The organism is Micromonospora sp. RTP1Z1 (assembly GCF_033804685.1).
Taxonomy (GTDB): Bacteria; Actinomycetota; Actinomycetes; order Mycobacteriales; family Micromonosporaceae; genus Micromonospora.
The window spans coordinates 1-22,708 of sequence record NZ_JAPFQV010000086.1 but is presented as its reverse complement, the minus strand read 5'-3'; the positions used below and the strand labels follow the sequence as shown (position 1 = coordinate 22,708).

Here is a 22,708-nt window from a genome sequence, read left to right as displayed (position 1 = left end):
GCCAAGATCCGCGCAGTTTCGGGGAAAGAGTGGTCATTCCGCGCCCGGAGGCCACTCTTTCCGTGAAGTTGTGCGGATCTTGACCGGGCGGACGGATCTTGGCCGATGCGGGCGGGCGTGATCCCAGAGCACTAGCCGGCGTCGATGACCGGGGCCGGGCGGGCCGCCTTCGCCGCCGCCCGCTCCCCCGCCGGCAGCCACGCCCCGCCGGCGACGAGCGTGCGGGCCTGGTTCGGGCTGAACAGGTACGTCCGCTCGCCGCCGCACTTCCCGTCCGACTCCCCCGGGTCCTTGATCCAGAGCAGCGCGGCCAGGCCGGGCCGGTCGGTCACCGGTCGAGGCGGCTCGCCGAGCGCCTGCCGCGCCGGGTTGCACCACTCGTCGTCACGGTCCGGCTCGTCCGGCGGCGGGCCGGCGCCGTTGCGGGAGGGGAACGTGGACATGCCGATCGTGTGCACCGTCCCGACCAGCGCGAGCAGCGGCAGCAGCAGGGCGATGCTGCGGCCGTGCCGGGCGGCCCACACCTGCAGCCCGACGCGCGCCCGGCGGTGCGGCGGCAGCGCCCGGTCGATGTCGGCGACGGCCCGCAGGTCCAGGGTGGCGGCGTCCTCCAGGGTCCGGGTCACGCGATCGCCCCCGCCGTCACTGGCGTCCGGCCGCCGTCGCCGGCGGGCGCCGCGCCCAGGTGCGCGCCGCTGTGCACGGTCTTCACCCAGTTGGTACGCCCCATCAGGTGCCGCAGCAGCGCCCACACCCCGGCCACCGACAGCACCACCTGGTACGGGTATCCGCCGACGATCACGCCGAGGTGGTCGCGCAGCCGCACCTTCTGCCCGAAGGTACGGCCGAACTGGTGCAGCATCAGCACGTCCAGCGCGATGGTGAGCAGGCTGATCCCGAGCGGCACGCTGGCCAGCAGGGCGACCGTGATCAGCGACTTGTGGGCCAGCGCGAGGGCCAGCGCCACCGGCGCGAAGACCACGGAGGACGCCTGGAAGAACTGGAAGCCGAGCACGTACACGGCGAGCACCTTCTGCCACATCCGGGGCAGCGCCAGCCACTCCCGCTCGGTGAACACCTGGATGAAGCCCTGCATCCAGCGCACCCGCTGGCGGACCAGTGCGCGCAGGGTGTCCGGGGTCTCCTCCCGCGTGACCATCTCGTCCACGTAGACGACGTCGACGTCGTAGCCGAGCACCGAGGCGACCATGCCGATCTTGCAGTCCTCGGTGAGGCAGTCCTCGTCCCAGTACGCCCCGTACCGCCGGCGCAGGGCGGCCAGGAACTCGCGGCGGAAGAAGACCGTGTTACCGCCCAGCGGCATCACCTTCGTCGCCGCCTGGAGCTTCAGCCGGGACTGGAACCACTTGTAGTACTCCAGCACGTTGGCCGCCCGCCACCAGCCGGAGGCGTTGGCCCGCGCCCAGCGCCGCAGCCGGGGCAGCCGCCCGTCGGGCAGCGCCATCGTGCGCGGGTCGGCACTGAAGTTCATCAGCTGCACCCCACACTGCACGATGCCCGCGCCGGTCTTGCGAAACCGGTAGTCGACCATCCGGAGCAGATCGGGGTGGAAGAGGTCCTCGGCGTCGGCGATGCCGATCCACTCGTACCGGACGCCGAGCCGGTCCAGCTCGCGGACGGCCGCGTTCAGCCCGATCGGCTTGTTGTGCACCTCGGTGTCCTCCGGGTACGGGGCCACCAGCACCCGCCCCGGATACCGCGCCGCCTTGGCGTGCGCGATCGCCGCCGTGCCAGGGTCGTCGGGGTGGTCGACGATCGGCACCACCCAGTAGTCCGGGTGGTCGAGGTTGGCCAGCCGCTCCAGGGTGTGGCCGGCGACGGCCTCCTCGTGCCGCATCGGCACCAGGATCACGCCCGGCAGCCGGGGCTCGTCGGGCTCGCCGTACCGGTCGGGGTCGTTGTGCTCCGGCAGCCACCACTTGTAGAGCTGGAACGCCAGCGTGGTCACCGCGACGACCAGCATGAACAGCGACACCGTGACGAGGAAGACGTCGAGGAAGAGGACCGCCAGCATGCTCAGCACGGCCAGCGCCGCGCCCGCCCGGGCGACCCGCCAGGCCAGCGGGGCCGGCCGCCGGTGCACCCCGCGGTGCGGGGGGCGGGAGTCGACCTCGGTCATGGTGGCGGCACCTTCCTCGTGGGAGAAGGACCAGAAGCGGTCGGAGCAGTAGTTGACGGCCGTGCCGGCCACGAGCAGCCCCCAGTACGCCACGGCGGTGCCGGTGACCGGGGCGAGGAACGGGAACGCGACCAGGCTGAGCAGTGCGCTGGCGCCCCGGGCGGTCTGGAACCGCCGCCAGCGGCGGCTCCGGCGGTCGCCCCGGGCGGCGGTGTGCCGGCGCCAGGTGAGCTGCTCGTGGGCGATGAAGCTGAGCTGGAGGGTGACCACGAGCTGCACCGCGTTGGCGGCCGCCGGGGCGAGGCCCTGACCGGTCAGCAGCGCCAGCAGGGCGTGGCCGACCACCGCCACGACCGCGCCGACGGCGAGGAAGAGCCACGACTCACGGGCACGGAAAAGGCTGATGGCGGGAGGCACGCTGTCCTTTCGCTGCCGACACGGTGGGGCCGGGATCTCCGGTCGCGGCGACACAGCCGCGGTCGGCGGTCGGTCCCGCCGTGTGGCCGGCGGGCCCCGCTGGCCCGGACACGGCTCGACCCGACAGGGGGACGTGTGCGCTCCCCGCCGGGTCCGACGCCTTTCCTACCCCCGGCCCGGCGACCCAAGCCCACTCGTGGCGGGGGACACATCCGCAGGTCAGGGGTGGTTCACGGGGCCCGGCGCGGGTGCGTTCACGGGCAGCGGGCACCCCTCGATCGTCCGGGCCCGCCCGGATTCGGTCCGGTCAGCGGCAGCCGATCCCGGACCGGTCACGGCGACGCCAGGCCAGGGTCAGCAGCATCAGCATCAGCACCGCCCCGACGCCGACCAGGCCGCCGCCGAGCTTCACCGGCGTGCTGAGGCTCGCGCGCCGGTGACCGGCAGGTGGCCGCGGTACGCCCGCGAGTTGCTCATCAGTAGCGCACTGAGATCCGGCGCTCGACGCCGTCGACCCGGATCTCCCCGCCGTACGGGATGATCAGCTGCGGGTCGGTGTGGCCCAGATCGACATCGAAGACCACCACGGCGTCGGGGGCGTACGCGGCCAGCGCCCGGTTGACCGCGTCGCGTTGGTCGTCCGCCCACGCCCGCCGCTCCGGCACGGAGTGCGGGCGGTCGAAGTCCCACGCCTTGGCCCGGCCGACGAGCACCGCCGGGAAGCCGGCGAGCAGCCCGCGCTCCCCCAGGTTGCGCAGGATCCGGTACACCTCGGTCGCCGAGGGCAGCTCCTCCGAGGTCTCCATCAAAAACACCGAGCCGGCCAGCTCCGCGGTCGGGGCGACCCGGTCGGCGGCGAGTAGCCAGTTCAGCACCTCCAGGTTGCCGCCCCAGGTCCGACCCTGCACCACCGTCGACGGGCCCTGCCAGTGCCAGCCGCTCCCGGGGAACATCAGCGGTTCATCGTCGAGCGTGGCCGGGTCCCGCCAGTCGTTCGGCTGGTCGCCCCACTCAGGTGCGGGCGCCAGGTCGTACCAGCCCGAGGTGAAGAGCGCGGCGCGCAGCGAGTCGGCGGTCAGCGGGTGGAGCTTTCCGGGCCGGCCGAGGTGCACCAGCACCGACCCGCCGTGGTATCCCACGATGCCGAGTCTGTGCAGGTGGTTGAGCATGTTGGTGTTGTCGGAGTAGCCGAAGTACGGCTTCGGGTTGGCCCGCAGCACCTCGTCGTCCAGGTACGGGGTGACCGTGATCAGGTCGTCCCCGCCCACGGTGGCCAGTACCGCGGTGATGGTCGGATCGGCGAAGGCGGCGGTGACATCGCGGGCCCGGTCCCGCGGGTCGGCGCCCATCACCCGGGTGGTCGGGTACTCGACCGGCTCCAGGCCGAACTCATCGCGCAGCCGGCGCAACCCCAGCTCGTACACGTGCGGGAAGAGACCCGGCAGCCCGGCGGAGGGTGACACGACGGCGACCCGGTCGCCGGGCCGGGGCTTCGGCGGGTAGCTGGGCAGGTTCATGATCGGACGCTACCGAACCGGGCCAAGGGGTTTTTCAGACGGTCTGGCCGACCTCGATCAGGTGGCCGTCCGGGTCGCGCAGGTAGCAGCGGATCTCCCTGCCCCGGTCCTGCGGCGGGGTCAGGAACGTCGCGCCGCGAGCGCACCACTCGGCGTACACGGCCTGGATGTCGGCCACCCGAATGTTGAGGAACGCGCTGGTCCGATGGGGGTCGGGCGGGGTCTCCAGGGTCACGTCCGGCTTGTCCTCGGTCGGTCCGCCGCCGACGGCGATGATCACCCAGCTGTTGGCCAGCCGGACGATCGCCGGCCCAGCCTCCCGGACCACCGTGCCGCCGAGGACGTCGGAGTAGAAGGCCGCCGACCGGGCCACGTCGGCGGCCACCACGAAGTGGGCCAGCAGGATGCCCTCGGCCGGGTTCGGCAGGTCGTCGCGCGCCATGCGGCCAGCTTGGCACCGGCTGGAGCGCGGGGCGGCGAAACCCCACAACCAGGGCGAATCGCCACCCTAGGCTGGCGACGTGAACGAGGACCGGGAACTCGCGGTGCGGGACTGGCTGCCCCGTACCGCGGCGCTCCTGGTCGGCACGCTCGCCCTGGCCACCGCGTTCATCGCCGCCTACGTGGGGGCGCTGCACCAGCCCACCCCGCGGGACGTACCGGTCGGCGTGGTCCTCGGCGACCAGCGCGCGCAGCAGGTGATGGCCGCCGTGCGCGCCCGGACCGACAAGATCAAGCCGATCGAGTACGACAACCCGCAGGCCGCCGACGACGGACTGACCGCCCGCGGGGTGTACGGGGTGCTCGCCTCCGGCCCGGACAACGGGTTGCGCCTCACCATCGCCAGCGCGTCCGCGCCCGCCGCCGCCGAACTCGTCACCCAGGTGCTCACCCAGGCCGCCCGGCAGGCCAGCCTGCCACTGCAGGTAACCGACGAGGTGCCGGTCGAGGGGAGCGACCCGCGCGGGCTGGTCCCCTTCTACCTGGCGGCCGGCTACGTCCTCGGCGGCTACCTCGCCTCCACCGCGCTCGGCCTGAAGACCGGCACCGCGCCGGTGAGCCTTGCCCGGGCCGGGCTGCGGATCGCCGCGCTAGCGGTCTACTCGATCGTGCTCGGCGTGGCCGGCGCGACGGTCGTCGGCCCGATCCTGGACGTCTGGCACCACGACGTGCCGGCCGTCGCCGCGGTCGGCGCGCTGGCGGTCTTCGCCGCCGCGATGGTGGCCTCCGCCGTGCAGGGCTGGCTCGGCCTGCTCGGCACCGGGATCGTGATCCTGCTGCTGGTGGTGCTCGGCAACCCCGGCTCCGGCGGCATCTACGCCCCGGAGTTCCTCCCCGACTGGCTGCGCGGCATGCACCGGTGGAACGTGCCCGGGCTGGCCACCGACCTGATCAAGTCGGCGGTCTACTTCGACCGCCGGTCGATGGGCTGGGCGCTGACCGGCCTCGTGGTCTGGGCGCTGCTCGGCGTGCTCGGGCTGATCACCGCCACGATGTTCCGCACCCACTGGCGGGCCCGCCGGGCCACCCGCGCCGCCGGAGCCCGTACGACCGCACCCGACGAACCCACCACCGATGGCTGAGCCGCTCCGACCGTCCCAGAGTGCAGATCATCACGCCGGCCCTCTCCGTGCGGCGGGGCCGGCGCGGATACGATCCAGGGAGTCGGACAGCGCTGTCCTTCGTACTCACGTAAGGAGCGCACCGTGACCGACAAGCACGACCACGACGGCCCGGACGCCGCGCTGCGGGCCGACATCCGCCGCCTCGGCACGCTCCTCGGGCAGACCCTCGCCCGACAGGAGGGCCGCCCGCTGCTCGACCTGGTCGAGGAGATCCGGGCGCAGGTCCGCTCCGACGCCCCGGCCGCCGCCCAGCGGCTCGGCGGACTGGACGTCGCCACCGGCACCAAGCTGGCCCGGGCCTTCTCCACCTACTTCCACCTGGCCAACATCACCGAGCAGGTGCACCGGGCCCGCGACCTGCGCCGCCGCCGGGCGGTCCAGGGCGGCTGGCTGGACCAGGCGGCCAAGATGATCGCCGAGCGCGGGGTGCCGGCCGAGGAGATCGCCGCCGCGGCCCGCCGCCTCGCGGTACGCCCGGTCTTCACCGCCCACCCCACCGAGGCGGCCCGCCGCTCGATCCTGTCCAAGCTGCGCGCGATCGCCGACGAGCTGGACGCCGAGACCGCCAACGCCATCCTCTACGGGGCCAGCGACGAGGGGCCGGCCAACCGGCGCCTGGCCGAGCTGCTGGACCTGATGTGGCAGACCGACGAGCTGCGGCTGGACCGGCCGGACCCGACCGACGAGGCCCGCAACGCCATCTACTACCTGCGCGACCTGTACGCCGAGGCCGCCCCGCAGGTCCTCGACGACCTCGCCGACACGCTGCGCACCCTCGGCGTGGAGACGTCGCCGACGTCCCGCCCCCTGACGTTCGGCACCTGGATCGGCGGTGACCGGGACGGCAACCCGTTCGTCACCCCGGCGGTCACCCGGGAGGTGCTGCGGATCCAGCACGAGCACGGCATCGCCGCCACCGAGAAGGCGATGGACCACCTGATCAACGAGGTCTCCGTCTCCCGCCGGCTGCGCGCGGTGTCGCTCGACCTCTCCGCCAGCCTCGCCGCCGACCTGGACGCGCTGCCCGAGGTGGCGCCCCGGTTCCGCCGGGTCAACGCGGAGGAGCCGTACCGGCTCAAGGCCCGCTGCGTGAAGGCGAAGCTGGCCAACACCCGGGAGCGGCTGCGCGCCGGCACCGCCCACGTGCCGGGGCGGGACTACCGGGGCTCCGCCGCGCTGATCGCCGACCTGGAGCTGCTGCGCGCCTCGCTGGCCCGCAACTCGGGGCAGCTCACCGCCGTCGGCCGGCTGGCCTCGACCATCCGTACGGTCTCCGCCTTCGGCCTGCACCTGGCGACCATGGACGTCCGGGAGCACGCCGAGGCGCACCACGCGGTGCTGGCCCAGCTCTACGAGGCCGTCGGCGAGGTGTCGGACTACCCGTCGCTGAGCCGGCTGGAGCGGACCAAGCTGCTCGCCGACGAGCTGACCGGACGGCGGCCGCTCTCCACCCTGGACACCCCGCTGACCGAGGGCGCACAGAAGACCTTCGACGTGTTCGGGGCGATCCGGGAGGCGCAGGACCGGTTCGGGTCCGAGGTGATCGAGTCGTACATCATCTCGATGACCCTCGGCGTGGACGACGTGCTCGCCGCGGTCGTGCTGGCCCGCGAGGCCGGCCTGGTCGACGTGCACACCGGTCGGGCCCGGATCGGCATCGTGCCGCTGCTGGAGACCCCGGCCGAGCTGAACGCCGGCGGCGAACTGCTGGACGAGCTGCTGTCGCTGCCGGCCTACCGGGCGCTGGTCTCGGCCCGGGGCGACGTGCAGGAGGTGATGCTGGGCTACTCCGACTCCAACAAGGAGGCGGGCATCACCACCAGCCAGTGGTCCATCCACCGGGCCCAGCGCGCGCTGCGCGACGTGGCCGCCCGGCACGGCGTGCACCTGCGGCTCTTCCACGGCCGGGGCGGCACGGTCGGCCGCGGCGGCGGGCCGACGCACGACGCGGTCCTGGCCCAGCCGTACGGCACGCTGGACGGCGCGATCAAGGTGACCGAGCAGGGCGAGGTCATCTCCGACAAGTACACCCTGCCCGCGCTGGCCCGGGAGAACCTTGAGCTGACCGTGGCCGCGGTGCTCCAGGCGACGCTGCTGCACACCGCCCCCCGGCAGCCGGCCGAGCAGCTGGAACGCTGGGACGCGACGATGGACGTGGTCTCCGAGTCGGCGTTCCGGTCGTACCGGTCGCTGGTCGAGGACCCGGACCTGCCCGCGTACTTCTGGGCCTCCACCCCGACCGAGCTGCTCGGCGCGCTGAACATCGGCTCCCGGCCGGCGAAACGGCCCAACACCGGGGCCGGGCTGGCCGGCCTGCGGGCCATCCCCTGGGTGTTCGGCTGGACGCAGACCCGGCAGATCGTGCCGGGCTGGTACGGCGTCGGCTCCGGGCTGGCCGCCGCGCGGGCGGCCGGGCTGGAGGACGTGCTCGCCGAGATGAACCGGAACTGGCACTTCTTCCGCACGTTCCTGTCGAACGTCGAGATGATGCTGACCAAGACCGACCTGACCATCGCCCGGCGGTACGTCGAGACCCTGGTGCCGAAGAAACTGCACCCGATCTTCGACAAGATCCAGCAGGAGTACGAGCTGACCAAGCAGGAGGTGCTGGCGGTGACCTCGTCGCCGGCCCTGCTGGAGAACTCACCGGTGCTCCAGCGCACCCTGGCGGTGCGGGACACCTACCTGGAGCCGCTGCACCATCTCCAGGTGGCGCTGCTCCAGCAGTACCGCGAGTCCGGCGCCGCCGGCCGCGCGGTGGCCACCGCGCCGGGCGGCCGCCGCGCCCCCAACGACGGTACGGCGCTGGAGCGGGCGCTGCTGACCACGGTCAACGGCATCGCCGCCGGCATGCGCAACACCGGCTGACCGGCCGGCACCCGCCACGCCCCGGCCCGTTCGGGCTCACCAGTCGCCGCCGCCGCCGCCGAAGTCCCCGCCGCCGAAGTCGCCCCCACCGAAGCCGCCGAAGTCCCCGCCGCCGCCGTAGTCGCCGCCACCGCCACCGCCGGAGAAGTCCCCGGCGTAGTCGCCGCCGCCCTGGCCGCCGGCGAACTGGTCGCCGCCGCCCTGGTCACCGGCGAACTGGTCGCCGCCGGAGTCGCCGCCCTGGTCGCCGAAGTCCCCGCCCTGGTCCTGGCCGTCGTCGAAGCCCTCCTGGTAGCCGGCCTCGTAGCCGTAGCCCGGGTCGGCGAAGGCGGGCGAGAAGAGCGCGTCGGCGATCAGGATGCCGCCGAGCACGCCGGCGCCGGTGCCGAGCGCGGTCTTCCACCACGGCGTCGAGTACCAGCCGGACGGCACCGGACGGCCCTGCCAGTTGCCGCCCGGGTAGTAGTAGGGCGTCTGGTTGCCTGGCTGCGGGCCGGCCCGGTAGGTCTGCCCCTGCACGTTGACCTCGCGCTCCTTGGTGAGCATGCCGGCGCCCCGGGCGGCGGCCAGCGGCGGCAGCTCCGGGCCCGGGTCGATGCCCTGCGCGGTACGGGCGGCCCGGATGTAGGCCAGCCCCTCCAGCGCGGTCTCCCGGGCCAGCGCGAACTGGTGCGGGCTACGCGCCTGCTCCAGCTGGGACCCGGCGGCGTTGTACCGCTCACCCGCGTCGGCCAGCGCCTGCCGAACCGCCGGCGCGTCGCCGTGCAGGTTCATCAACTGGCCGCCGAGGCGCTCGTACCAGCGCTGCGCCTCCGCGCGGGCGTCGGCCAGCTCGGTGGCCCGCCGGGACCTGCTCCCCCACCGCCAGAACACGAGCGCACCTCCGAGCATCAGGATCAGGATCACCCACAGGGCAACTTCCATGCCCTCGAGCGTACCCACCGGTCGCTCGTCGTACCCGTTTGGCAAGCTCTCGGGCATGGACTTCGCGACGCTGGCCGTGGTGGTGCTCTGCCTCGCCGCGGGCGGCGCGGTCGGCTGGCTGGCCGCCCGGTCCCGCGCGGCGACCCAGATCGCCCGGCTCGAGGCGACCCTGGAGGCCACCCGGGCCGGCGAGGGGCGGCTGGAGCAGTCGATGCGGGCGCTCAGCTACGAGGCGACCGCCCAGTCGCAGGAGGCGGTCGCCCGGGCGGTGGCCCCGCTGCACGACACCCTCCGGCGGTACGAGCAGCGGGTCGCCGAGCTGGAGCACGACCGGGTCGACGCGTACGCCGAGCTGCGTGAGCAGGTCCGGGCCATGAGCACGGTCTCCGGGGAGCTGCGCACCGAGACCAAGCAACTGGTGGCCGCGCTGCGCGCGCCGCAGGTGCGGGGGCGCTGGGGCGAGCACCAGCTGCGCCGGATCGTCGAGGCCGCCGGCCTGTTGGAGCACTGCGACTTCGACGAGCAGGTCACCGCCGCCACCGACCATCAGGGGGTACGCCCCGACCTGGTGGTCCGGCTGCACGGCGGGCGCAGCGTGGTGGTCGACGCCAAGGCGCCCTTCGACGCGTACCTGACCGCGATGGAGGCGCGCGACGAGCGGGGGCGGGACACCCACCTCGACGCGCACGCACGGCACCTGCGGGCGCACGTGGACGCCCTGGCGGCGAAGACGTACTGGGCGGCGTTCGACTCGACGCCGGAGTTCGTGGTGCTCTTCGTGCCGGCCGACCCGTTCCTCGACGTGGCGTTGCAGCGCGACCCGACGCTGCTCGAGCACGCCTTCACCCGCAACGTGGTGCTCGCGACGCCGGCCACCCTGGTGGCGCTGCTGCGCACGGTGGCCTACTCGTGGCGGCAGGAGGCGTTGGCGCGCAACGCGGTGGCGGTGCACTCCCTGGCCCGCGAGCTCTACCGGCGACTGTCCACCCTGGGCGACCACGTCGGCAAGCTCGGCGCGTCGCTCGGCGGGGCGGTGACCGCGTACAACCGGGCGGTCGGGTCGCTGGAGGCCCGGGTGCTGGTCAGCGCGCGCAAGCTCGCCGAGCTGGGCGTCTCCGACCAGGAGCTGGTCACCCCGGCGCAGGTGGAGCTGGCCCCCCGGCAGCCGCAGGCCCCCGAGCTCACCGAGGATGCCCGGTTGCCACTCTTTTCGAAGCCTCGTGGGGACAAATCCGACTGACCCGATCGGTCGGGGTCGTCGTCCGATCGGACAGCCAGGGCAAACGATCGACGCACCGTAATACCTGAGATATTGGTTGTCGCGATGCAATTGCTCGCGCCATTGTTACAGGGTTGGTCGGCCCACGTCACGGCTAGGTCACAAGGCACACCGCGTTGATGACAGGCGGCCCGTCGAACACCAAAGATCGATCTCACCAGCCCCGCACCCCCAGGGCTCCCCTCGTCGGAGGACGTGAACGTGAAGAAACCTCCTACCTGGACCCGGCGTGCCTCAGCCGGGTTCGCCGCATCCGTCGTCGCGCTCGGCGCGATCGCGCTGACGGGCGGCTCCACCACCGCCAGCGCCGCCCCGCAGACCGAGACCAGGACCCCGAAGGGCCACGGGTCCGACAAGCTCGGCTCGCACGACCACGAGCTGCTCGCCCAGGCCCGGGCCAAGGGCGACAAGACCGTTGTCCTGATCGTCGCCACCGACAAGGGCAAGGCCGGCACCGTCGCCGCCGAGCTCCGCAAGCTGGGCGCCACCGTGGCCAAGCAGGTGGACGGGGTCGGATACATCCGGGCCAGCGTTCCCACCGACGCGGTGCTGCGGGCCGCGAAGCTCCCCGGCGTGGCCGCCATCGACCTCAACGAGTCGATCCCGCTGCCCAAGCCCGAGCCCGTCAAGGCCGACGGCGAGGGCACCCCCGCCCCCGAGGCGGTGGCCGCCCCCGGACCGGACACCCCGGCCGCCAACGCGTACATGCCGACGAACGAGACCGGCGCGGTCGCGTTCAAGCAGGCCCACCCCGAGTGGGACGGCCGCGGCGTGACGATCGGCATCATGGACTCCGGTGTGGACCTCGACAACCCGGCGCTGCAGACCACGTCGACCGGCGAGCGCAAGATCGCCGACTGGTTCACCGCGACCGACCCGCTGCTGGACAGCGACGGCACGTGGCGGGCCATGCTGACCCAGGTCACCGGGCCGACCTTCAGCTACGCCGGCGGCACCTGGACGGCGCCGGAGGGCTCCTGGCGGATCAACCGGTTCTCCGAGAGCATCACCGCCAACGACGAGCCGGGCGGTGACATCAACAAGGACGGCGACAAGACCGACACGTTCGGCATCCTCTACGACCCGGAGACCCACGACATCCGGGTGGACACCAACCAGAACCGCGACTTCACCGACGACGCGGTGATGCGCCCCTACAAGGAGCGCTACGACGTCGGCCACTTCGGCACCGACAACCCCGCCACCGCAATCGCCGAGCGGACGCCGTTCGTCGTCGAGTACCGCGAGGACGTCGACACCACCCCCGCCGGCCTGCCCGGCAAGGCCGACTTCGTCAACATCGGCATCGTCGAGGCCCAGCACGGCTCGCACGTCGCCGGTATCACCGCGGCCAACGACATGTTCGGCGACGCCGCCTTCGACGGCGCCGCCCCCGGCGCCAAGCTGGTCTCCGCCCGCGCCTGCAACTGGGGCGGCGGCTGCACCGCCGCGGCGCTCACCGACGGCATGGTGGAGCTGGTGGTCAACCGGCACGTCGACGTGGTCAACATGTCCATCGGTGGCCTGCCGGCGCTCAACGACGCCAACAACGCCCGTGCGCAACTCTACGACCGGCTGATCAACGATTACGGCGTCCAGCTGTTCATCTCGGCCGGCAACTCCGGCCCGGGCATCAACACTGTCGGCGACCCGTCGGTGGCCAGCAGCGTGGTCAGCGTCGCCGCCGGTGTGAGCAAGGAGACCTGGCTGGCCAACTACGGCTCCGAGACCCGGGTGCCGTACCAGCTGTTCAACTTCTCCTCCCGCGGCCCGCGTGAGGATGGCGGCTTCAAGCCGACCATCACCGCGCCCGGTTCGGCGATCTCCACCACGCCGCTGTGGCAGGCGGGCGGCCCGGTGCCCGAGGCGGGCTACCAGCTGCCGCCGGGCTACTCGATGCTGAACGGCACCTCGATGGCCTCCCCGCAGGCCACCGGCGCCGCGGCGCTGCTGCTCTCGGCGGCGAAGGCGAACAAGTTCGGGATCTCCCCCGCCGAGCTGCGCCGGGCGATCTATTCGTCGGCGAAGTGGATCGACGGGGTGCCCGCGCACGGTCAGGGCAATGGTCAGTTCAACACCGTCGGCGCCTGGGACCTGCTCGCCGGCCACGGCCTCCAGTCGCGCGGCTACAGCGTCTCCGCGCCGGTCTGCACCCCGCTCTCCGGATACCTGGCGACCGCGAACACGGGTACCGGTGTCTACAACCGGTGTGCCGCTGGCCAGGGCGGTCAGGCGGCCGGTAAGGACAAGACCTACACCCTGACGTTCACCCGGACCACTGGCCCGAACCAGCCGATCCGGCACGACGTGACCCTGCTGGGCAACGACGGCACGTTCCGCGACTACCGGCACAGCCTGGTGCTGCCGCTGAACAAGCCGGTCACCCTCCAGCTCGAGACCAACGGCGGCTACGGCGTGCACAGCGCGGTCATGCGGGTCGACGACCCGGCGACGCCCGGCGTCGACTTCGAGGTGCTCAACACGATCGCCATCGGCCAGGACCTGACCGCGCCGGGCTACGGCTTCACCACCTCCGGCTCGGTGGACCGCAACGGGTTCACCTCGTACTTCGTCAACGTGCCGGCGGGCGCCTCGGCGCTGCAGGTCAACATGTCCGGCCTGGCCGGCGGCTCGCAGACCCGGTTCATCGCGTTCAACCCGTACGGCGTCCCGGTCGAGAGCACCTCCAGCCTCGGCTGCTACAGCAACTTCTCCAACCCGGCCGCCTGCAAGCCGGACGAGCGCGACTACGCCAACCCGATGCCGGGCCTGTGGGAGATCGAGGTCGAGTCGCGGCGCACCTCTCCGCTGCTGGAGAACCCGTTCACGCTCAGTGCCACGGTGCAGGGCGTGAAGGTCGACCCGGCCACGGTGGAGCTGCCCAGCGTCACCGCCGGCCAGGCCACCCCGGTGACCTGGAACCTGACCAACGCGTTCGGCCCGGTGACCGTCACCGGCAAGGGCGGCCCGCTGGGCAGCGCGGCGGTCAGCCGGCCGACCATCGCCGACGGTGAGCAGCAGACGTACCACGTCACCGTCCCGGCGGGCGCCACCCGGCTCGACGTGGCGATCAACAACCCGAGCGACCCGAAGGCGGACCTGGACCTCGTCGTCCAGCGCAACGGCGTGAAGGTGGCCTCCTCGGCCGACGGCGACTCGGACGAGTCGGTCTCGATCGCGAACCCGGCCGCCGGCACGTACGACGTGATCATCGACGGGTACTCGGTCCCCGCCGGCACCACGGCGTACGACTACCGGGACGTCTTCTACGCCTCGGCGCTGGGCAGCCTGGACGCGGCTCCGACCACGGCAACGCTGGCCAACGGCGCCGGCGCGAGCCTGACCGGCTCGGTGACCGCCCAGTCGGCGCCGGCCGCGGGTCGCCGCCTCTTCGGTGAACTGCTCGTGGTCACCGACCAGGGTGCGGTCGTCGGGCGGGGCAACGTCTCGATCGGCACCGTGAACTGATCACCCGTTCCACCGCGGAGCCCGTCCCCACTGCGGGGGCGGGCTCCGTGCCGTTCGGCCTCATCCGGCGCGAGCAGCACCAGACGAAACCCCTGGCGGGGTCAGGCGGGGCGGGCGGACTCCACGACGAAGGGAGTGCCCTGCTGGCAGGTGGTCATCATGTCCGGCTGGGATCGGCCGGTGACGGTCACCGTGGCGCCGGGCCGCAGGACGTCGCGCGGGCCGCCGACCAGCAGGTAGCCGTCGAGCAGCAGGCAGTTCGGCTCCACCCCCTGGCTGACCGTGCCGGTGAGGGTATCCCCGCCCGGGCCCGGCGGGAGGCTCGGGCCGTTCGGCGGGCGCTTAGTCGGCGGAACGGCGGACGGCGGCGTCGAGGGGGCGGGACCGGTCGAGCCGGGCGGGGTGGTCACCGACGACCCTCCTGTCGGACTGGTTGGCGTCGCGTCACCACCACCCTGACCGCCGCAGGCGCTCAGCGCCGCGCAGACGACCAGGGCGGACACGGCCGTCCGAAACGTCTTCATACCGGATCCGACGTACGGCGCCGGCAATCCGTTCCGCCTCAGCGGGCCGCCGCCGCGGCCTTCATGTCCCGCTTGAGCTCCTGCGGCAGCGAGAAGGTCAGCCGCTCGTTGGCGGTGAGGATCTCCTCGACGTCGGTGAAGCCGCGCGCGGCCAGGTGCTCCAGCACCTGCTGCACCAGGTCGTCCGGCACGCTCGCGCCGGAGGTGACGCCGACCGTGCCGGCGCCGGCGAGCCAGGCGTCGTCGATCTCCGCGGCGTAGTCGACCAGGTGACCGGCGCGGGCGCCGGCGTCCAGGGCCACCTCGACGAGCCGGACCGAGTTGGAGGAGTTGCGCGAGCCGACGACGATCACCACGTCGCACTCGGGCGCGATCTCCTTGACCACGTGCTGGCGATTGGAGGTGGCGTAGCAGATGTCGTCGCTGGGCGGCGACTGGAGCAGCGGCAGCCGAGACTTGAGCCGGGCGACGGTCTCCAGCGTCTCGTCCACCGACAGCGTGGTCTGGGAGAGCCAGACGACCTTGTTCGGGTCACGGACGGTGACCTTGTCGGCGCCCTCCGGGCCGTCCACCAACTGGATGTGGGCGGGGGCCTCACCGGCGGTGCCGACGACCTCCTCGTGCCCCTCGTGACCGATCAGCAGGATGTCGTAGTCCTCGGCGGCGAACCGCTTCGCCTCCTGGTGGACCTTGGTCACCAGCGGGCAGGTCGCGTCGATGGCCTTGAGCGAGCGCGCCCTGGCCTGCTCGTAGACCTCGGGGGCCACGCCGTGGGCGGAGAAGATCACGGTGGCGCCCTCGGGCACCTCCTCGTTCTCCTCAACGAAGATCGCACCCTGGGCCTCCAGGGTCTGCACCACGTGCTTGTTGTGCACGATCTGCTTGCGCACGTAGATCGGGGCGCCGTAGAGCTTCAGCGCCTCCTCGACGGTCTGCACCGCCCGGTCCACGCCCGCGCAGTAGCCGCGGGGCTTGGCCAGGAGCACGCGCTTGCCGGTTCGGGGAGTCGTCTCAGCGTGAGTCACCCGCCCATCGTACGTGCCGGGTTTCCCGGTGGCAGCGGCTGCGACCCGCGCCACAGGGGCCGCGCGGGCTGGCAGAATGACCGGACCGGCAGCGCGCGGGGCCACCGGGGACCCCTCTGCACGGGTGCCCCGACGAGCAGGCGCTGCCGTCCGGGACGCTGGCCGCACTCGGCTGAACCGCGTCACCGGTCCACGCGGTCGCCTCCGGACTGCCCTTCGCCACCGGCGACGATGCGCCCGATCAGGTCCAGCGCCTCGTACAGCACCGCCCGGCCGGCCCGCGTGTCGACACCCAGGCTCTCCGAGTTCTGAAGGTGCGACAGCATGTAGTACGGCATCAGGAACATCGGGCCGACGATCCGCCGGTCGAACACCGCCGGGTCGGCGGGATCGATCGACCGCAGCAGCGACAGGAAGCGCTCCGCCCGGGCTGGGCCGCACTCCCCCCACCGCAGCGGCGTCAGAAAGCCGTCCTCGGCGTCCCACTCGTGGCGCAACCGCCGGCCGATCTCGTCGACATCCATCCCGGCCTCCCGCCCCTCCCCCGACCTCACCACAGCCGCCGCCGTGCCGCCGGCCCGCCGATCCTGGCCTGCGGCGCGGCGGTGCGTAGGGTGGGCGGGTGAGTGACGCCCCGCGCAGCACCCCCGAGGAGCCCTGGCCGGTCCGGGTGGTCAGCCAGAAGGTCGGCGCCTGGATCGCCAAGCTCGGCTGGGTGTGGGTGGACGGGCAGGTGGCGCAGATCAGCCGCCGGCCGGGAGCGAGCACCGTGTTCCTCACCCTGCGTGACCCGTCGGCGGATCTCAGCCTGACCGTCACCACCAACCGGGACGTCCTCGACGCGGGCGCGCCGGAGCTGCGCGAGGGCGCCCGGGTGGTGCTGCACGCCAAGCCGGAGTTCTACGCCGCCCGGGGCACGCTGAGCCTGCGCGCCGACGAGATCCGGCAGGTGGGGCTCGGTGAGCTGCTGGCCCGGCTGGAGAAGCTCAAGAAGCTGCTCGCCGCCGAGGGGCTCTTCGACCGGAACCGCAAGCGCCGTCCGCCGTTCCTGCCCGGCCGGATCGGGCTGATCACCGGCCGCGCCTCGGCCGCCGAGCGGGACGTGCTGACCAACGCGCGGCGGCGCTGGCCGGCGGTGGAATTCCGCACGGTCAACGTCGCGGTGCAGGGGCCGGGCGCCGTCCCGCAGATCATCGACGCGCTCAAGGTGCTCGACGCCGACCCGACCATCGACGTGATCATCCTGACCAGGGGCGGCGGCAGTATCGAGGACCTGCTCCCGTTCTCCGACGAGGCGCTCTGCCGGGCGGTCTTCGCCTGCCGTACGCCGGTGGTGAGCGCGATCGGCCACGAGACGGACGCCCCGCTGGTCGACTACGTCGCCGATGTCCGCGCGTCGACGCCCACCGACGCGGCGAAGCGGATCGTCCCGGACCTCACCGAGGAGGTACGCCTCATCGGCCAGGCCCGGTCCCGCCTGGAGCGGGCCGTCCGCAACCTGGTCGACCGGGAGTCGCACCGGCTGGACCTGCTCCGCTCCCGCCCGGTGCTGGCTCGGCCGCAGGTGATGGTCGACCAGCGGGCCGCCGAGGTGACCGCGCTGCGCGACCGGACCGGCCGCTGCCTGGACCACCGGCTCGGCGCCGCCGGCGACGACCTGCGGCACACGCTGGCCCGGCTGCGCGCGCTCTCCCCCGCCGCCACCCTCGACCGCGGGTACGCGATCGTGCAGCGCGCCGACGGCCACGTGGTCCGGGCGGCCGCCGAGGTGGCCAAGGGCGACCCGCTGCGGGTACGCCTCGCCGACGGCGAGCTGACCGCGACCGTCGACGGCTGACGGCCGGCGGGCGCGACGGGCGGGCGACGGGCGATGGTGGACGGATGTGGTGGGATGTCAGCGATGAGTGACGAGAAGAAGGACGAGCGGCTCAGCTACGAGCAGGCCCGCGCCGAGCTGGCCCAGGTGGTCGAGCGGCTGGAGACCGGCGGCACATCGCTGGAGGAGTCGCTGGCGCTCTGGGAGCGCGGCGAGCAGCTGGCCGAGATCTGCCAGCGCTGGCTGGACGGCGCCCGGGCCCGGATCGACGCGGCCCGGCAGCGCGCCGAGAACTGACCGGCGGTGTCCCGGAACGGCGACGGCGGGACGGCCGGAGCCGCCCCGCCGTCACCTCGGCTCAGTTGAACAGGTTGTAGAACTCCGGCGGCGCCTCGACGACCTGGGCGGCCGGCGGCTTCTGCGCGGCCGAGGCGGTCCCGTAGTCCGAGTACGTGATCTTGATGTCCTGGGCGGCGCTCTGGCCGGCCGCCGGCACCTGGACCACCATCTCGCTGAGCCGGCCCTGCGGGTCCAGCTTCGCGGTGAACGGCACCGACTTCGCCTGCGTGCCGAGCGCGGTGATCACGCTGGGGTCGAGCGAACCGGCCTCAGCCGCCTTGGACACGTCGAGCGTGCCGGCGTACATGCCCTCGCCGGTCTGCCGGACCTCGGTGATGCCCTGCGTCAGCACCGCGCTCCCGGCCGGGTCGACCTTCTCGAAGTCGAAGCCCAGCGCCCGGTTGCCCTTGATCCGGGCCTGGTCCAGGTGCTGGTACTTGCCGAGGTTGAGCTTCTGCACCCCGGGGATGCTGCTGGCCGACTTGCCACCCAGCTCCACCTTCACCCAGCTGTCCGGCTTGGAGTGGATCAGGTCGAGCTTCATCATCAGGTCGGAGGACGGGTCGCCGATCGTCACCCGCATCTCCGCGCTCTGGCTGGGCTCGTGCACCTGCCCCTCGGCGGTGGAGCCGGCGCCGGACATGGTGAACCGGAAGTTGCCGTTCCGGATCTCGTTCGTGGAGTTCAGCAACGTCTGCTTGGCGTCCCCGGTGCCGGGGGTCGCGCCGCTCGGCGCGATGCTGCCGGAGACCGTCGGAGACGCGGAGGCCCCCGCCTCGCCGGTCCCGGTGCTGTTGCAGGCGGTCAGGCCAGGAATGAGCAGCGCCGCGGCGAAAGCCGTCGCGCTGAAGCGTCGAATCATCACGTGAACCTCTCCAGGTGGGTCGTCCGGCCCACGGAAGGCGCCGGAGGCGTGGCGCCGCAGCCCTGACACCGGCTCCGGCGCACGAGCCCCGTCCGGCCGGCGGAGCGATCCGGCGAGCTCGTGCCCTCTCTGTTCCCTGAAGCGGCCTTCCGCAATCCGTTTCCGCTCATGATGCGAAAGTGAGCACATGATTGGATGTCCTACCTTGCGGTGGGACGGTCCCGGTCCTGCCCGCTTTGCCTTGATGGATCTGTCCGGACACATCAGGCGTGCCGGTTTTCGAGCCCGGGCAGCCTGGCGGAGAACGACGGACCCATGGGGCTCGGAAGTCAGCGGAGGGCGTTGGCGAGCTGGCGCAGCTCGGTGTCCCCCGCGTCGCCGACCACGATCACCGTCCTCGTCGGTTCGAGCAGCACCAGCGCCTGCTCGTTGCCGCGGGCGGTGTAGCGCTGCCAGCTCCCGGCGGGCAGGTCGGCCGTCCCCTGCGGCTGGCCACCGCTCAGCTCGGCGGGCAGCAGCTTCTCGGCGGGCACGTTGCTCTGCACGAGCTGGGCGCCGCGCCCCTCCGGGGTCAGGTAGCCGATCCGCAGCGTCGCCCCGCCCGGCTCGGTCTGGTAGCGGGCGCTGACCGTACGCCAGTCGGCGGTCAGGCCGGCCGGCGTGCTGACCGGGAAGGCGTTCGCCGCCCGCGCCTGCTCGACGGCGGGCGTCGGGTCGACGGCGGTCGGCTCGTCGCCGCCGAGGAATCCCCGGTAGAAGGCGAGCAGCAGCGCGATGGGGACCAGCAGCACGAGCAGCGAGAGCGCCATGTCCCGGGGCGACCGCTCGGCGCGGGACTTCTCCCGCCGGGCCGGCGGCGCGGGCTGGTCGCCGGAGACCGCCAGGTGCTCGCCAGCCCCACCCCGGGCCGCGCCGTGGACCGGCTCGACCAGCGCCGGCTCGCCCGCGTCGGCGAGGGGCGGGGGTCCGGTGGCAGGCTCGACGAGGGCCGGCTCCCCGGCCTCCGGGGACGGCCCGGCGGTCGACCGGACGGGCGGCTGGCCGTCCGGCGGGGTCGCGTCGGCGGGTACGCGGTCGGCTGGCTGTGCGGGTTCCACCCGCCCATTCTCGCAGCCGGACGATCGGTGTCGCCCGGCCACCGGCGCCCACGGGCGGGGCCGGTCGCATTCCGCCGCCCGGCTCTGCCGGCTCGCCCACACCACCGCCCCGCGCGACGGCCGGCAGGGCGACCCGACGGCGGCGCCCGCGAGCTGACGCCGGCCGGCGGGGAGCGACCCGCCGCCGCCGAGGGGAGCGACCGAAGTCACAGCCGACTCCGCTGCGGAGCCGGCCCGCGACGGATCGGCCAGGTCACGACCGGCCTGGGCCCGGACCGCCCGGACGGCGGGAAGCTGGCCATCCGTGCCCCGCCCCGCTGGCGCATCGGCGATCGTGTGAGGATCAGCGACAAAGCCGGCGGCGGCGGCGGCCGCATCCTGCCGGTCCACCCCGCAACGTCGCGAGGAGGAAGCCGTCATGACGAACACCAGGACGCGGATCCCCCAGGATCTCGACCGCAACCTTGCCCTCGACCTGGTCCGGGTCACCGAGGCCGCGGCGATGGCCGCCGGCCGGTGGGTCGGCCGGGGCGACAAGGAGGGCGGCGACGGGGCAGCCGTCGACGCGATGCGCAAACTGATCAACTCGATCCCGATGCGGGGCGTCGTGGTGATCGGCGAGGGCGAGAAGGACAACGCCCCGATGCTCTTCAACGGCGAGGAGGTCGGCGACGGCAGCGGTCCAGAGGTGGACGTGGCGGTGGACCCGGTCGACGGCACCACCCTGATGAGCAAGGGCATGCCGAACGCCCTGGCGGTGCTCGCGGTCTCCGAGCGGGGCGCGATGTTCGACCCGAGCGCGGTCTTCTACATGGAGAAGCTCGCCGTCGGCCCGATGTACGCCGACGTGGTGGACATCAACGCCGGGGTCGCGGACAACCTGCGCCGGATCGCCAAGGTCAAGGGCACCGACGTCTCCGAGGTGACGGTCTGCGTGCTGGACCGGCCCCGCCACGACGACCTGGTCACGCAGATCCGACGGACCGGCGCGGGCATCCGGTTCATCTCCGACGGCGACATCGCCGGCTCGATCGCCGCCGCCCGCGGCGAGTCCGACGTCGACGTGCTGATGGGCATCGGCGGCACGCCGGAGGGCATCATCTCCGCCTGCGCGCTCAAGTGCATGGGCGGGGCGATGCAGGCGAAGCTCTGGCCGCGCGACGCCCAGGAGCGGGAGAAGGCGCTCGCCGCCGGGCACGACCTGGACCGGGTGCTGCTCACCGACGACCTGGTCACCGGGGACAACTGCTTCTTCGTGGCGACCGGGGTCACCTCCGGCGACCTGCTGCGCGGCGTCCGTTACCGGGCCGGCGGGGCGTACACGCAGTCGATCGTGATGCGCTCCAAGAGCGGCACGATCCGGGTGATCGACTCGTACCACCGGCTGGAGAAGCTCGCCCTCTACTCGGCCGTCGACTTCGACGGCCGCCCGCTGGCCGAGCAGGAGTGATCGCGGCCGGGACGGCGGCGCCCCCCACGCTGTCGACCACCCGGCGGATCGCCGGCGCCGGGCTGGCCACCGCCTCGGGGGTCGCGGTGGCGGCCCAGTCCCGGATCAACGGTGAACTCGGCGTACGGCTGGGTGACGGGATCGCCGCCGCGGTGGTCTCGTTCGGCCTGGGCCTGCTGGTGCTGCTGGTGCTGGTACCCGCCACCCCGGGTGGCCGGCGGGGGCTGGCCGCGTTGCGGGCGGCGCTGGCCGAGGGGTCGCTGCGGCCGTGGCAGTGCCTCGGCGGGGTGTGCGGCGCGTTCCTGGTCGCCACCCAGGGGCTGACCATCGGCACGCTGGGCGTCGCCGTCTTCACGGTCGCCGTGGTCGCCGGGCAGTCCGGCAGCGGCCTGCTGGTGGACCGGGCCGGCATCGGGCCGACCGGCCGGCAGCCGGTCACCCCGAACCGGCTGGTCGGCGCGTTGCTCACCGTGCTGGCGGTGCTGCTGGCGGTGGGCGACCGACTCGGCGACCCGGGCGCCCTGGCGTTGGCCCTGCTGCCGCTGCTGGCCGGGGTGGGCATCGCCTGGCAGCAGGCGGTGAACGGCCGGGTGCGGGGGGCCGCCGGCAGCGCCCTGGCCGCCACGCTGGTGAATTTCACGGTGGGCACGGTGGCCCTGCTCGTCGCCCTCGCGATCGACGTGGCGGTCCGCGGCCGCCCGAGCGGCAGCTTCCCGACCGACCCCTGGCTCTACCTGGGCGGCCAGATCGGCATCGTCTTCATCGCGCTGGCCGCCGCCATCGTGCGCTTCACCGGGGTGCTGCTGCTCGGGCTGGCCACCATCGCCGGGCAGATCGTCGGCGCCGTACTGCTGGACCTGGTCCTGCCGACGGCGTCCTCGCATCCCGGGCCGACCACCCTGCTCGGCGCGGCGCTGACCCTGGTCGCGGTCCTGATCGCGGCGTTCGGCCCGGCACGCCGCCGCTGACGCCCGACCGGGCCGCCGGGCGGCGGAGGGCCGGCGGGACGGTCAGCGGCGCAGCGCGGCGACGGTCTCCGCGAGCGACCGGTCCAGCGGGGTCGGCTCCACGCCGAGGGTGGCGGTCGCCGCGGTGGAGTCGAGCAGGTAGGGGCGGTCGAACTGGTAGGCGGTCTCCCGCAGCTCGCGGGCCATCGGGTTGACCAGCCCGCCGAGCCAGAGCACCGGGTAGGGCATCCGGGTCAGCTTCGGCGCGGGGGTGCTGGTCAGGCCCGCGGTCCGGGTCGCCAGTTCCCGCACGCTGACGGCGGGCGCGCTGGGCACGTGCCAGGCGCGGCCCCACGCCCTCGGGGCGGTCGCGGCAGCGACGACGGTAGCGGCGACGTCGTCGACGA

18 protein-coding genes and 1 pseudogene are annotated in these 22,708 nt (G+C 73.3%); 8 read left to right on the top strand and 11 right to left on the bottom strand.

Annotated features, from left to right (window positions below):
- Positions 1-131: 131 nt before the first annotated feature.
- From SLP03_RS28935 to SLP03_RS28920, 4 genes are all read right to left on the bottom strand, one after another.
- On the bottom strand, positions 132-626 hold the full coding sequence (locus SLP03_RS28935) for a glycoside hydrolase family 6 protein (RefSeq protein WP_319463819.1): 495 nt from the start codon (positions 624-626) through the stop codon (positions 132-134).
- Complete coding sequence (locus SLP03_RS28930; protein ID WP_319463818.1) at positions 623-2,557, bottom strand: glycosyltransferase; 1,935 nt, start codon at positions 2,555-2,557, stop codon at positions 623-625. The genes SLP03_RS28935 and SLP03_RS28930 overlap by 4 nt, the downstream gene beginning before the upstream one ends.
- A 476-nt stretch (positions 2,558-3,033) precedes the next feature.
- Positions 3,034-4,074 (bottom strand): LD-carboxypeptidase, encoded by a 1,041-nt coding sequence (locus SLP03_RS28925; protein WP_319463817.1) that lies wholly within the window; start codon positions 4,072-4,074, stop codon positions 3,034-3,036.
- A 34-nt stretch (positions 4,075-4,108) separates the two neighbouring features.
- Positions 4,109-4,516 carry a VOC family protein gene (locus tag SLP03_RS28920; RefSeq protein ID WP_319463816.1) on the bottom strand — a complete coding sequence of 136 codons (408 nt, stop codon included), beginning with the start codon at positions 4,514-4,516 and terminating at the stop codon, positions 4,109-4,111.
- A gap of 79 nt (positions 4,517-4,595) precedes the next feature.
- On the opposite strand from SLP03_RS28920, the gene SLP03_RS28915 reads away from it, so the two are divergent.
- Together SLP03_RS28915 and ppc are read left to right on the top strand one after the other, a co-directional pair.
- A complete protein-coding gene (locus SLP03_RS28915; protein ID WP_319463815.1) occupies positions 4,596-5,657 on the top strand; it encodes a hypothetical protein in 1,062 nt (353 codons plus the stop codon).
- Positions 5,658-5,780: 123 nt separating this feature from the next.
- The gene (gene ppc / locus SLP03_RS28910) at positions 5,781-8,567 is read left to right on the top strand and encodes a phosphoenolpyruvate carboxylase (RefSeq protein ID WP_319463814.1); all 2,787 of its coding nucleotides are present in this window, start codon (positions 5,781-5,783) and stop codon (positions 8,565-8,567) included.
- 36 nt (positions 8,568-8,603) lie between these two features.
- Here ppc and SLP03_RS28905 read toward each other — a convergent pair whose 3' ends face one another.
- Positions 8,604-9,491 carry a hypothetical protein gene (locus SLP03_RS28905; RefSeq protein ID WP_319463813.1) on the bottom strand — a complete coding sequence of 296 codons (888 nt, stop codon included), beginning with the start codon at positions 9,489-9,491 and terminating at the stop codon, positions 8,604-8,606.
- A gap of 55 nt (positions 9,492-9,546) precedes the next feature.
- Here SLP03_RS28905 and SLP03_RS28900 point away from each other — a divergent pair, with 55 nt between their 5' ends.
- Entirely contained in the window at positions 9,547-10,731 is a 1,185-nt protein-coding gene (locus SLP03_RS28900; RefSeq protein WP_319463812.1) for a DNA recombination protein RmuC, read from the top strand.
- 240 nt (positions 10,732-10,971) lie between these two features.
- Positions 10,972-14,238 (top strand): S8 family serine peptidase, encoded by a 3,267-nt coding sequence (locus SLP03_RS28895; RefSeq protein ID WP_319463811.1) that lies wholly within the window; start codon positions 10,972-10,974, stop codon positions 14,236-14,238.
- A gap of 101 nt (positions 14,239-14,339) precedes the next feature.
- Here SLP03_RS28895 and SLP03_RS28890 read toward each other — a convergent pair whose 3' ends face one another.
- From SLP03_RS28890 to SLP03_RS28880, 3 genes are all read right to left on the bottom strand, one after another.
- A complete protein-coding gene (locus SLP03_RS28890) occupies positions 14,340-14,762 on the bottom strand; it encodes a hypothetical protein (protein ID WP_319463810.1) in 423 nt (140 codons plus the stop codon).
- A 38-nt stretch (positions 14,763-14,800) separates the two neighbouring features.
- Positions 14,801-15,787: a 4-hydroxy-3-methylbut-2-enyl diphosphate reductase gene (locus SLP03_RS28885; RefSeq protein WP_319463809.1), complete on the bottom strand. Its 987-nt coding sequence runs from the start codon at positions 15,785-15,787 to the stop codon at positions 14,801-14,803.
- Between the two features lie 182 nt (positions 15,788-15,969).
- Positions 15,970-16,311: a hypothetical protein gene (locus SLP03_RS28880; protein ID WP_319463808.1), complete on the bottom strand. Its 342-nt coding sequence runs from the start codon at positions 16,309-16,311 to the stop codon at positions 15,970-15,972.
- 98 nt (positions 16,312-16,409) lie between these two features.
- Between SLP03_RS28880 and xseA the strand changes: the two genes are divergently transcribed.
- Positions 16,410-17,624, top strand: coding sequence for an exodeoxyribonuclease VII large subunit (gene xseA, locus SLP03_RS28875; protein WP_319463807.1), 1,215 nt, complete (start codon positions 16,410-16,412; stop codon positions 17,622-17,624).
- A gap of 63 nt (positions 17,625-17,687) precedes the next feature.
- Complete coding sequence (locus SLP03_RS28870) at positions 17,688-17,900, top strand: exodeoxyribonuclease VII small subunit (protein ID WP_319463806.1); 213 nt, start codon at positions 17,688-17,690, stop codon at positions 17,898-17,900.
- A 61-nt stretch (positions 17,901-17,961) separates the two neighbouring features.
- On the opposite strand, the gene SLP03_RS28865 is transcribed toward SLP03_RS28870, so the two are convergent.
- The gene (locus SLP03_RS28865; protein ID WP_319463805.1) at positions 17,962-18,804 is read right to left on the bottom strand and encodes a hypothetical protein; all 843 of its coding nucleotides are present in this window, start codon (positions 18,802-18,804) and stop codon (positions 17,962-17,964) included.
- A 332-nt stretch (positions 18,805-19,136) separates the two neighbouring features.
- A complete protein-coding gene (locus tag SLP03_RS28860) occupies positions 19,137-19,904 on the bottom strand; it encodes a DUF4245 domain-containing protein (protein WP_319463804.1) in 768 nt (255 codons plus the stop codon).
- A gap of 418 nt (positions 19,905-20,322) precedes the next feature.
- Here SLP03_RS28860 and glpX point away from each other — a divergent pair, with 418 nt between their 5' ends.
- A complete protein-coding gene (gene glpX / locus SLP03_RS28855; RefSeq protein WP_319463803.1) occupies positions 20,323-21,354 on the top strand; it encodes a class II fructose-bisphosphatase in 1,032 nt (343 codons plus the stop codon).
- A gap of 29 nt (positions 21,355-21,383) precedes the next feature.
- Positions 21,384-22,322 (top strand): DMT family transporter, encoded by a 939-nt coding sequence (locus SLP03_RS28850; RefSeq protein WP_319463820.1) that lies wholly within the window; start codon positions 21,384-21,386, stop codon positions 22,320-22,322.
- Between the two features lie 42 nt (positions 22,323-22,364).
- On the opposite strand, the pseudogene SLP03_RS28845 reads toward SLP03_RS28850, so the two are convergent.
- Positions 22,365-22,708, bottom strand: a pseudogene (locus SLP03_RS28845) (NAD-dependent epimerase); the annotation flags it as partial.

Excerpts from the sequence above, each read along its gene's own strand:
- SLP03_RS28925 (WP_319463817.1), bottom strand. The coding sequence starts at position 4,074 with ATGAACCTGCCCAGCTACCCGCCGAAGCCCCGGCCCGGCGACCGGGTC.
- SLP03_RS28920 (WP_319463816.1), bottom strand. The coding sequence starts at position 4,516 with ATGGCGCGCGACGACCTGCCGAACCCGGCCGAGGGCATCCTGCTGGCC.
- SLP03_RS28905 (WP_319463813.1), bottom strand. The coding sequence starts at position 9,491 with ATGGAAGTTGCCCTGTGGGTGATCCTGATCCTGATGCTCGGAGGTGCG.
- SLP03_RS28900 (WP_319463812.1), top strand. The coding sequence starts at position 9,547 with ATGGACTTCGCGACGCTGGCCGTGGTGGTGCTCTGCCTCGCCGCGGGC.
- SLP03_RS28890 (WP_319463810.1), bottom strand. The coding sequence starts at position 14,762 with ATGAAGACGTTTCGGACGGCCGTGTCCGCCCTGGTCGTCTGCGCGGCG.
- SLP03_RS28880 (WP_319463808.1), bottom strand. The coding sequence starts at position 16,311 with ATGGATGTCGACGAGATCGGCCGGCGGTTGCGCCACGAGTGGGACGCC.
- SLP03_RS28870 (WP_319463806.1), top strand. The coding sequence starts at position 17,688 with ATGAGTGACGAGAAGAAGGACGAGCGGCTCAGCTACGAGCAGGCCCGC.
- SLP03_RS28865 (WP_319463805.1), bottom strand. The coding sequence starts at position 18,804 with ATGATTCGACGCTTCAGCGCGACGGCTTTCGCCGCGGCGCTGCTCATT.
- glpX (WP_319463803.1), top strand. The coding sequence starts at position 20,323 with ATGACGAACACCAGGACGCGGATCCCCCAGGATCTCGACCGCAACCTT.